Source organism: Dietzia sp. DQ11-71 (assembly GCF_014144995.1).
Classification (GTDB): Bacteria; Actinomycetota; Actinomycetes; order Mycobacteriales; family Mycobacteriaceae; genus Dietzia; species Dietzia kunjamensis.
This window is the reverse complement of sequence record NZ_JAALDT010000049.1, coordinates 1-10,648: the sequence shown is the minus strand read 5'-3', so window position 1 is coordinate 10,648 and position 10,648 is coordinate 1. Positions and strand designations below refer to the sequence as shown.

The 10,648-nt window shown below is 65.8% G+C and carries 8 protein-coding genes; 3 read left to right on the top strand and 5 right to left on the bottom strand.

What is annotated here, in order from left to right; translation table 11 throughout:
• Positions 1–318 precede the first annotated feature (318 nt).
• Positions 319–1,515, bottom strand: coding sequence for an NAD(P)/FAD-dependent oxidoreductase (locus G6023_RS01980; RefSeq protein WP_107749161.1), 1,197 nt, complete (start codon positions 1,513–1,515; stop codon positions 319–321).
• Between the two features lie 239 nt (positions 1,516–1,754).
• Here G6023_RS01980 and cydC point away from each other — a divergent pair, with 239 nt between their 5' ends.
• Entirely contained in the window at positions 1,755–5,159 is a 3,405-nt protein-coding gene (gene cydC, locus G6023_RS01975) for a thiol reductant ABC exporter subunit CydC (protein ID WP_182633942.1), read from the top strand.
• Positions 5,160–5,192: 33 nt separating this feature from the next.
• Here the strand turns inward: cydC and G6023_RS01970 are convergent, their stop codons facing one another.
• Entirely contained in the window at positions 5,193–6,026 is an 834-nt protein-coding gene (locus G6023_RS01970) for a M56 family metallopeptidase (RefSeq protein ID WP_182633941.1), read from the bottom strand.
• Between the two features lie 14 nt (positions 6,027–6,040).
• A complete protein-coding gene (locus G6023_RS01965) occupies positions 6,041–6,400 on the bottom strand; it encodes a BlaI/MecI/CopY family transcriptional regulator (protein WP_070719688.1) in 360 nt (119 codons plus the stop codon).
• Positions 6,401–6,543: 143 nt separating this feature from the next.
• On the opposite strand from G6023_RS01965, the gene G6023_RS01960 reads away from it, so the two are divergent.
• Positions 6,544–8,124, top strand: a complete 1,581-nt coding sequence (locus G6023_RS01960; protein WP_096907664.1) for a cytochrome ubiquinol oxidase subunit I — start codon at positions 6,544–6,546, stop codon at positions 8,122–8,124.
• A 20-nt stretch (positions 8,125–8,144) separates the two neighbouring features.
• Positions 8,145–9,200: a cytochrome d ubiquinol oxidase subunit II gene (gene cydB, locus G6023_RS01955; protein ID WP_069388425.1), complete on the top strand. Its 1,056-nt coding sequence runs from the start codon at positions 8,145–8,147 to the stop codon at positions 9,198–9,200.
• A gap of 254 nt (positions 9,201–9,454) precedes the next feature.
• On the opposite strand, the gene G6023_RS01950 is transcribed toward cydB, so the two are convergent.
• Positions 9,455–9,898: a hypothetical protein gene (locus G6023_RS01950; RefSeq protein WP_119192334.1), complete on the bottom strand. Its 444-nt coding sequence runs from the start codon at positions 9,896–9,898 to the stop codon at positions 9,455–9,457.
• Positions 9,899–10,133: 235 nt separating this feature from the next.
• Positions 10,134–10,648, bottom strand: a 515-nt coding sequence (locus tag G6023_RS01945; RefSeq protein WP_182633940.1) for a recombinase family protein, incomplete at its 5' end; no start/stop codon positions are given.

The window sequence follows — 10,648 nt, the reverse complement described above, 5'->3', positions numbered from 1 at the left end:
GCCAACCCCAATAGCGCCTTGTTCAGCAGTCTCCTAGGCCGGGCGAGTAGGCGAATCGTCGCGCGAACGTTCCTCGCGGCCCCTGCAACGAAAACTCGCCCCTCGTGAGGGCCGCGGAGCCTGTCTGTCAGGACTGGACAGAAGCCTTGAGCGAAGTCTCGTTTGACGATCCTCTACTGCGACGCACCTAGGCACGGGCCGATCAACGCTCCACCTCTGTCAGTGCATCGCGCAAATGTGTCGCACCAGTGAATCGCGAGAAGCGCGAGCTGAATCCCATAATCTCTTCGGCCGCGAGTGCACCAACCACCGGCTCGGCTATGCGCGGCCCTTGAGGATGAGGTTCCAATACATAGTGGGCAGCCCGTAGCGCTTGAGGTACCACATGTCTCGACGCTCACGCGTGGTGTCGATAATCGGAATACTGGGGACCGGTTCCATGGTGTAGTCGAACTCTGCTAGAAGCATCTTGTTTCGTGCAGTGGTGAGTGGACATGAGGAGTAGCCCCCGTATTGTTCAGCAACCGGGAAGCCTTTCATGGCAGCGAGAAGGTTCTTAGCCACCACCGGGGCCTGCTTGCGGATCGCGGCGCCAGTCTTGGAGTTTGGGGAAGACCCGGCGTCCCCCAAAGCAAAGACATTGGGGTAACGCGTGTGCTGAAGCGTGTTCATATCGACTTCAACGTACCCGCCGGGATCCTCAGGATCGGCGAGCTTCGTGGCTTTGAGCCAATCTGGCGCCGACTGGGGAGGCACCATATGTAGCATCGTGTAGTGGAGATCCTCTTGGGTCTCAGCAGAATTATCCGCGATGGTCGCCGTATTCGTCTCAGGATCTACCGAGACCATCTCACTGTTCTTGCGGACTTCGATCCCATATTCGGCGACTACGCGCTCAAGCTCCTCGGCGAACACTGGTACCCCAAACATTCCTGGAGTTGGAAGGACCAACACGACACGGATGTCGTCAAGTACCCCCTTCTTCCGCCAATAATCAGCCGCAAGGTACGCAATCTTCTGAGGGGCCCCTGCGCACTTGATGGGGCCAGAAGGTTGGGTGAATATAGCCGTCCCAGACCGGGTGGACTTGATCAGATTCCAGGTCTTCGGGGCGAGATCGTAGACGTAGTTGCTCGACGCAGACGGCGACGAGACAGCCTCGGCCATACCGGGCACCTTATTCCAATCAAGCTGAATACCTGGGCAGACGACTAGGTAGTCATAGGTAACCCTACCTCCGGATCCTAATAGCACTGTTTGTGCCTCCGGATCAATATCGACGGCTGCGTCTTTGATCCACGCAACACCCTGAGGGATCACGGAGGACTCCGAGCGTTTAGATTCCTCCTGTGGAGCACATCCACCGCCGACCAGGGTCCACAATGGCTGGTAGTAGTGAGTATCGCTGGGCTCGATGAGACCGACGTCCTCCTGTCCCGCGTGGCGCAGTCGGGCGGCCAGGCTGATTCCCGCGTTGCCTCCACCGATGATCAGAATTGCATGGTGAGTGCTCATGTTGGAAGCCTTTCGTAGCAGCTGTGGCAGTTCTGCCACCCCGCAATGTACCCCCCAAGGTATATAAGTACAGCGGATGGAGGGTCTCCCTTTAGGATCCACTGCTCGGCCTTGGCGTCGATGCCATCGATGACCCGGTGTTCGCCGACCTGGTCCCAGCGCGTACTTCTACGGAATGTAGAATTACACGGCGGAGTCGATGATCAATTGCGGTGAACCCCCTGTGAGGACGTGTGTGGATGGTGATGCGCAGGTCGACCACGCGGCCCGCCCAGGGGATCGATCCCTGGATGCTCGAGGCCGAGCGGACTGTGCAGCGGATTTCCACGCGCCCGGACCTCGGGCCCGCACCGAGATCCTCCCTCGTGGCGCTGGGGCTGTTGGCAGCCCTGCGGGCACTGGGCCTGGTGCTGGTGGCGGAGGCTGTCGCGCGAGGGATCGCGGGACTGGCGGTCGGCACCCTCTCGACCGGGTCGGTGCGGGCGATCCTGGTACTCGGTATGAGTGGTGTGCTGCTGCGGGCCGCTGCCGAATGGGCGACCGAGACGAGTGCACGCAGGGTCGCCATCGCCGTCAAGCAGAACCTGCGGGGTCGGCTGTGGCGCCACATGGTGCAAGCGCACGATCCCCGGGGCGGGACCGCGGTGCTCGCCACGGATGGCTTAGACGATCTGGACGAGTACTACCTGCAATCCGTGCCGGCCATAGTCGCGGCGATCGTGGTGCCCCCGCTACTGCTGGTACGCATCCTCGCCGCCGACTGGGTCAGTGCACTGGCGATTGTAGTGACGATCCCGCTGGTGCCACTGTTCATGGTCCTGATCGGCCGCCACACCGGTCAACGCACAGATGCGGCGTTGCGTGCTCTGGCCAGGCTGTCTGACCATCTGGCCGAACTGGCCCGCGGACTGCCAGTGCTGGTCGGGCTCGGCCGCGTCGAGGAGCAGACGGACTCGCTGGACACCATCCAGCGGATTTACGGGCGCCGCACGCAGGAGACGCTGAGGTGGGCGTTCCTGTCCGCCCTGGCACTTGAGCTCATCGCGACGATCTCTGTGGCGGTAGTAGCGGTCTTCTTGGGTCTCCGCTTGCTTGGCGGGTCGATGGACCTACAGCCCGCACTGCTCGCGCTGCTGCTCGCGCCAGAGTGCTTTACCGTGTTTCGCCGGGTCGGGGTGGCATTCCATGCGTCACAGGATGGCCTCGCGGCTCTGCACCGAGTGCGCGAACATCTCGAGGTAGCACCCGGGACTGACCTGCGAGAAGCCCACGGGGCCACGGTCCGCGTCGCAGGGCTCGAGGTTCGCTATTCCGGTCGCGGGGCCGCGGCATTGACTGGTCTCGACGCAGAGCTGAGCGGCATTGTCGCCGTGACCGGGGCCAGTGGAGCCGGTAAGTCCACGTTCCTCTCGGCGCTGGTCGGGGCGCTGCCGGTCGATGCGATAGTGCATGGTCGAGTCACTGGAATCGAGGCTGACCTCGTGGGGTGGTCACCCCAGTCGCCGCGAGTATTCGGTGCCACCCCACGCGCGGAACTCGCGTTGTATGGCGCGGATCCCGCGGCCGCTCTGGCCGAGGTCGGACTATCCCGGGTCGCCGAGTCGGCTGCCGCCGAACTCAGCCCGGGGGAACTCCGACGCCTGTCTGTGGCGCGCGCACTGGCCCGCGTGGACGCCGGCGCCCGCCTGCTGGTGCTCGACGAGCCGACTGCCCACCTTGACCACCATGCCGCTGAGCTGGTCAGGGACGCGATCGTGCGCCGGGCCGAGCGTGCCACGATCGTGCTGGCGAGCCACGAACCGATGACACTTGATCTCGCCACGAGCACTATTCGGATCTCTGGGCAGGCCGGCCGCGCAGACGATGACGCATCCGCGCTCACCGAGGCCGCTCGGGACGGTGATCTCGGCGCCTCCCCGGTCCCCGCTGTGGACGGGAATGCCGATCAGGGTCGTTACGGGCGGGGACCAGAACAGGGAGTCTGCGCGGGGGCGGACGAGCAGGTGTCGGACGAGACAGGCGGCGCCCAGCGTCTGTCACTCGGTGCGCTGATTGGTGCCCACGGCAGGCTCTGGGCGGGGGCGATAGGCATCTCGGTGCTCGCCACCTCGCTGGGCTTGGCGCTCACCGCGCTGTCGGGATGGTTGATCGTCCGATCGAGCGTCGAGGAGTACATCATGTATCTCCTGGTGGCGATCGTCGGAGTTCGAGCGTTTGGGATCGGACGCTCGGTGGCCACATACGCCGAACAATTACTCACCCATCACGCCGCCTTTCGAACCATCGATGACCTTCGGCTGCGGCTCTGGCGAGCGATCGCAGCACGAGGAACCGGATCCCGGCGGCTGCTCGAGGGTGGGGCGCCCCTGGACTACCTCGTGACCCAGGCCGATGAACTGCGGGACCAACTCCCGAGAGTCGTTACGCCCGTGATCTCCGGAGTCGCCGTACTGCTGGGAGCCACACTCACCACCTGGTTGGTCACCCCCGAGTTCACTGTGCAGGTGGGGGTGAGCCTGAGCGCGACCATGGCCCTCGGCGCAGTCCTAGTGGCAACGGTCGAACGTGGGGGCGATGTGGCCAGGGTTGCTGGTCGGTCCCACCTGATACGGGGGTCGGCCTCATTGAACGCGGCAGCGGCGGACCTACGCGGTAATGGAGTGGCAGCGGCGGCGGTCGACCAACTCGACGAGCTGAACCGGAAACAGGCCGCCGCCGAACGGCGCGCCACCCGCGGCACAGGGCTCGGAACGGCGGCGGTGACAGCAGGCACGGGCCTCCTAGCGGTGCTCGTGGCAGTGTCCGATCCGTCGGTGGGTGCAGAACGAGCCAGTGTGATTGCCCTCCTGTGCCTGGCGCTGGGTGAGTCTCTCGCCGCGTGGGTCTCGGCAGTGCACCGAGTGCCGTCCGTGCGATCACTGCTGCAGAGCCTCGGCTCCGTACTGGGCCCCTTCCCGCAGACCGCATGGGGCGTTGGCGCGCCGAACGGCCCCGTGAATTCGGTGACGCTGGAGAAGGTTACTGCTCGGTATCCGCACACTGCGCGACCGGCCGTGGCGGAGGTGGATGCTGTCGCGCGCACGGGGTGCTGGTTGTTCCTCGACGGGCCGTCCGGATCGGGAAAGTCCACGCTGCTATCCGCCGTGATGGGGGCACTGCCCCTCAGTGGCGGCACGATCCGGGCCGAGACCTCTCCGATCACGACGTTCGCCGAAAAGGAATGGCGATCCCGCGTGGCCTGGTGCCCGCAGGACGCCTACGTCTTTGACTCCACCCTGCGCGGCAATCTCCTCCTATCCAGGCCGGCCGCCCAGGCCCCCGATGACGCCGCACTGCGGCGGGTTCTCGAGCGGGTCGGTTTGACCGTTCTGCTCGACGCGCTCCCCGACGGTCTGGACACCCGGGTCGGGGCCGGCGGTCGGGCCCTATCAGGAGGGGAGCGTCAACGATTGGCGGTGGCACGGGCACTGCTCACTCGCGCCGACGTCCTCCTGCTCGACGAGCCGACTGCGCACCTAGACGCGCCGACAGCCGACGCCATGATGAGCGACCTCCGCACCGCCGCCGATGACAAGGTGGTGATCCTGGTCTCGCACCGCCACGATGACCGGCGGCCCGAGGACCAGGTGGTCCGACTCAGCTGAACGAGCCGGAGCGAGCCGTCAGATCCGCATCGTTCACTCATGGCCGGGGGCCGGCGCGCCGAGACGGCGGAGTCGATCGCTCATGCGGCCGCCGCGGCAGGAGGCCTGGTGACCGCAGCCGCGCTCGTTCCTGCTGCTCCCGCTGCGGTCGTCGTCGCCGACGCTGTCGGTCTCACCGCTACCGTCGGCGGCACCGACCCGCAGGATCGCGCGGGCCACCACCTCGTCGCGTACTTCGCGGCGAGCTTGGTCGTCGGCCAACATCTCCACCATCGCGGCGACCTCCGTCTCCGCGAGGACCGCGGTGGGCAGCCCCGGTAACGCTGACCGCCAGGCCCGGAATGCCAGCTGCAAGATGTCGTGCCGCTGCTCCACGTGCGCGCGTTCGTGGGCGATCACGGCCGCGAGCTCGTCGGGATCCAGGTTGTCGAGCAGCCCCTGGGAGAGCACCGTGACGGAACCGGCGCCACGGGGGATGCAATATGCCACCGGTGCGGCCTCGTCGATCACGCGCGTTCGCGCGCGGGTCGGGTGGGGCGCTGTGAGTAGTTGGAGCAGCGTCAGATGTCGGCGCCGTTGCCGCGTGACCTGGACGACGGTCGCACCGAGGTGAGCGAGAAGATAACAGCCCAGCAGGATTGCGGGGACGACCGCGGCCAGGGGATGCTCCGGCGCGACCGCGCGGCCGATCAGCGCGAGTGCCCCGATCATCGAGACCCCGCCGGCCAGGCCGATGGCCTGCCAGAGAAGGAGCGCGCGGGCCGGGGCGTGCATCGGCCAGCGCGCGCGAGCCAACAGAACCGGCACCGGCCAGGCCAGGGCCAGGGCGACCCCGGCCAACAGGAGCCCCACGGCGCCGGTGGACATCGCCGACTGGGGGATCAGCCGTTTCCCTTCAGTAGCGTGCGTAACGCCGCCGCCTCATCGTTGGAGACCCCGCCGACGAACCGTGCAAGTACCGCGTGCCGGTCCCGGGAGTCTCCAAGGACTTCGTGCATGAGTTCCGCGGTGTACTCCTCCCGCGAGGCCACAGCGCGGTAGCGGTGGGGGCGCGCGGTGCGATCCGAGACGACCAGACCTTTGCGTGCAAGGCGGCTCAAGACCGTGAGCAGGGTGGTCACGGCGGGTGGGCGCTCCCGGGAGCTGTCGAGCACGCCCTTGACGTCGTACGCCGTCACCGGCCCACTGTGGTCCCAGATTACGTCCATAACGGCACGCTCCAACTCGCCCAGGGTCGCCACGGTGATCCTCTCCTCCTGCTTTGTAGCCGGATTCTATCAGTGGCGAAAGAAATTCGACTCTCGGTAGAAATATTTCTACGCTATGTAGAATGCCGATGGCGGGTGAACACGACACCCGATCCGGTGAAAGGGGTTGGCGTCCTATGGACGTTGTCGAGATCGCACGCTGGCAGTTCGGCATCACGACCGTCTACCACTTCCTCATGGTCCCGCTCACTATCGGACTCGGGGCGATGGTTGCCGTGATGCACACCGCCTGGGTGCGCAGCGGCCAGGAGAAATTTCTCCGGATGACCAAATTCTGGGGAAAGCTCTACCTCATCAACTTCATCCTCGGCGTGGCCACGGGCCTGGTCCAGGAGTTCCAGTTCGGAATGGCCTGGAGCGAGTACTCCCGGTTCGTCGGGGACGTGTTCGGTGCCCCGCTCGCGCTCGAGGGTCTGCTCGCCTTCTTCCTCGAATCGACCTTCCTCGGTATCTGGATCTTCGGCTGGGGCAGGCTGCGCAAGGGCGTGCACCTCGCGGCCCTGTGGTGCGCGGTGATCGGATCCTGGGTCTCGGCGTACTTCATCATCGTCGCCAACTCGTGGATGCAGCACCCCGTGGGCGTCGAGCTCGGCGAGGACGGCCGGCCGGTCATGACTGACGTGTGGGCCGTGCTCACCAACAACACCGCACTGGCAGCGTTCACCCACGCCGTCTTTGGTGCGCTCGTGGTGGGAGGGATGTTCCTGCTCGGGATCGCCTGGTACCACCTGTGGCGCCGCCGGCATGACGGGATCGACACCGTCGACGAGCGCGGGCACGTGATCGTGGGGCAGGCCCAGGACATACCAGGACGCGACCGCACCGACCACGGCGTCTGGATCTGGTCCCTGCGATTCGGCGCGATAGTCGCCATGGTGGGGTTCCTCGGCACAGTCGTCACCGGCGACATCCAGGGCAAACTCATGTACGAGCAGCAGCCCATGAAGATGGCTGCCGCCGAGGCCGCCTGCCACTCCGGCTCCTCCTTCTCGGTGCTCTCGCTGGGCAACCCGGGATCCACGGACTGCCGCGACGTCACCACTCTCATCGAGGTCCCCGGCGTTCTCGGCTTCCTCGCCACCGGGGAGTGGGGCGTCGACATGCCGGGTATTCGCGACCTCGAACCCGAGTACGTGGACCGTTACGGCGAGACGATTCCGGACGACGCCCTGTACGGCGACCGGGCGGGCGCGCAGATCGAGTACGTCCCCGTCATGTGGGTGACCTACTGGGGCTTTCGCCTCATGATCGGCCTCGGCGGGATAGTCGCCGCCGCCGGAGCGGTTGCCCTGTGGCTCACCCGGCGCGGCACCGTCCCCGGATCCCGCGGGCTCATGCGACTCGCGCTCGCCGGAATCCTCGCACCGTTCGCCGCGAACATCGCCGGATGGATCTTCACCGAGATGGGCCGACAGCCGTTCGTCGTGGCCCCGAACCCCGCCGTGACCGGAGCCGACTCCGTGTACATGTACACCCAGGCCGCCGTATCTCCCGGTGTGACCGCCGGGGAGCTGCTGTTCTCCCTCATCTCCCTGGGCTCCGTCTACGGGGTTCTGCTGGTCGTCGAGGTGTACCTGCTGGTGCGGTATACGCGCGGTGGAGTCGCCAGTGCGATGCCCGAACTCGTTGGTCAGGACGACGACGACGTCGACGACCCGGACGGCGAGCACGACGACGTGCTGTCGTTTGCCTACTGACCACGAGACGAGGAACAACCATGGAACCCCTTGCAATCATCTGGTTTGTCGCCATCGCCCTCCTGTGGACCGGGTACCTCCTGCTCGAGGGATTCGATCTGGGCGTGGGCATGCACATGATCTTCTCGACCCGCAGCGAACGCGACCGCCGCGTCATGCTCAACACCATCGGCCCCGTCTGGGACGGCAACGAGGTGTGGCTCATCACCGCCGTCGCTGCCCTCTTCGCCGCGTTCTCGCCCTGGTACGCCGCGCTACTGTCCGCCCTCTACGTGCCGCTGACCCTCGCGTTGCTCGGACTCATCCTGCGGGCCGTCGGTATCGAGTACCGGGGCAAGGTCGGCACAAGGGTCTGGGCGACGTTCTGGACGTACATGATCGGCCTCGGTTCCGCGGCCGTCGCGTTCTTCATCGGCGCGCTGCTCGCGCTCACCTCGATCGGACTGCCTATCGACGGCAACGGCGACCGCGTCGGCGGTCCCTTTGCCTGGCTCTCGTGGCCCGCCCTCGTCGGTGGCCTCGCCGTGGTGGGATTTGCCCTGGCCCACTCCGCCACGTTCCTGGCGCTCAAGGCCGACGGCCCAGTGCGGCGGCGCGCATCCGGTTTCGCCGTCCGGTGGGCTCCCCTCTGCCTGCTGCCGCTGCTCGTCTGGATTGCGATGGTGCAATTCGAGCACGGTGCCGGACCGGCGGGGTGGACGGTCGCCCTTCTCGCCGTGGTCTCCGGTGGCGTCGGATGGGCTCAGGCACGCGCGGGCCGGGAAGGGCTCGCGTTTACCGGCTATGCCGGCACCGGCCTGTTCGGGCTGGCCGCGATCTTCCTGGCCATGTTCCCGGTTCTGCTGCCGTCCACAATCGACAGTGCCTTCGACATCACGGTGCAGTCCGCGGCGCACAGTACGTATACCCTCGGCGTGTTGACCGTCATCACGGTCGTGGCGCTGCCTGTGATCCTCTGTTACCAGGCATGGAGCTACTGGGTGTTCCGGCACCGCGTCACACCCGGGATGATCCCCGAGCCACACGTAATTCTGCCGGCGATCCTGCGGGCCGAAGACGCCGGGCGCCAGGTGTAACCACCCATCAGCCGACTGCGACCAACCTGATGGCCGGGTCCGTCGTAGACGGCAGGACCGCCTCGGCAGACTGGCCCCCATTGAATTCGAGACCATCATGACCGACGAGGCCCTTCAGACCGCGTGACTAACCCTGTCACCTAACCGTGCATCAGCTCCCGGCGCTCGGTGGCGGGTTTCTGCCAGTACTGGCTGGCGGTCCGGTGTCGTGCTGCAGTGCCTACCGCGAGCAAGATTCGCGGGAGGCGCTATTGCTACGACTGCGGGAGGTCGCGGGTCAGCGGGACTACTTCCCACTGGGTGTCGCTTCGCACCTCCTCGACCAGATCCGGCCTAGTCGAGTAGACCTCAATCCATCCTGTCTCGGGTTGAATCTCGAGGAACAGTGTCTCGTCGTCGGACCACAGGAATGATGGTTCGGGGTGGAGGAACGGGTCCATGAGAGCCGCCGTGGAAGCTGATACCAGCTGGTAGTCGTAGGAGCTGCCATAGTCGCCGTCATCGACGATTGTGATAGTGCGTGCGGCGTCGGATGTTCCGATTGGATCGCCGTTCACTGTCCAGATCGCGGCTTTCCACTGCAGGACAGACGCGGTGCTGCAGTAGCGCTGCGCGATCTCGATGGCAGGGCCAGCGCTACACCCGACCAGGCGATCCACACCTATCGCCAGCTCCGGGGTGTTGGCGCTGTCGATCATCGATGTCAATCCACGGCGGGGCGGATACTGCGCACCTACACGCTCAGCGACCTCATGCCATGAGCTCCACCCGGCCACGTCGCGGCCCGTATGGAGCGTGATCGGACACAGGATCCGCACCCCGTAGGGAAAGAGATCTCGGACAGCGCCCACGGTCCCGGTCTCGAGCAACGCTGCGATGCGCCCCTTGCCGCCCACTGGAGACCACCCATCCATGTCGCTCCCCCTTCCTCATCTACGTCGCATGTCGTTGGAGGGCGCGGTACAGCGTGGACCGTCCGACTCCCAGATCGCGGGCGATCGCCGACGGCCCCTCCCCCGCCTCGATGCGGGCCCGGGCCTTGTCGATCTGCTCCTCGGTCAGGACGCGCTTGCGCCCCTTGTACTTGCCCTTCGCCTTGGCGATGGCGATGCCCTCAGCCTGGCGTTCGCGAATGATGGCCCGCTCGAACTCGGCGAACGCCCCGAGTAGTGAGAGCATCAAATCTGCTCGTGGATCCTGGGCGCCGGCGGCGTACGTAGCCCTCTCGTGGATGAACTCCACGCTCGCACCCTTGGCGGTGATCTCGCCGACGATCTGCTTGAGATCGACCAGGGAACGAGCGAGTCGGTCCATCGACGCAACCACCAGCTCGTCACCATCTCGCAGGTACCTGATGCACTCTTCGAGCTTCACCCGATCGGCACGCGAGCGAGCCGACTGTTTCTCGATATAGACCCGGTCGCACTCCCCCACCGCCTCGAGCTGAC

Coding starts and splice junctions, on each gene's coding strand:
- G6023_RS01980 (WP_107749161.1), bottom strand. CDS start 1,515: ATGAGCACTCACCATGCAATTCTGATCATCGGTGGAGGCAACGCGGGA.
- cydC (WP_182633942.1), top strand. CDS start 1,755: ATGGTGATGCGCAGGTCGACCACGCGGCCCGCCCAGGGGATCGATCCC.
- G6023_RS01950 (WP_119192334.1), bottom strand. CDS start 9,898: ATGATCGACAGCGCCAACACCCCGGAGCTGGCGATAGGTGTGGATCGC.
- cydB (WP_069388425.1), top strand. CDS start 8,145: ATGGAACCCCTTGCAATCATCTGGTTTGTCGCCATCGCCCTCCTGTGG.
- G6023_RS01960 (WP_096907664.1), top strand. CDS start 6,544: ATGGACGTTGTCGAGATCGCACGCTGGCAGTTCGGCATCACGACCGTC.
- G6023_RS01970 (WP_182633941.1), bottom strand. CDS start 6,026: ATGTCCACCGGCGCCGTGGGGCTCCTGTTGGCCGGGGTCGCCCTGGCC.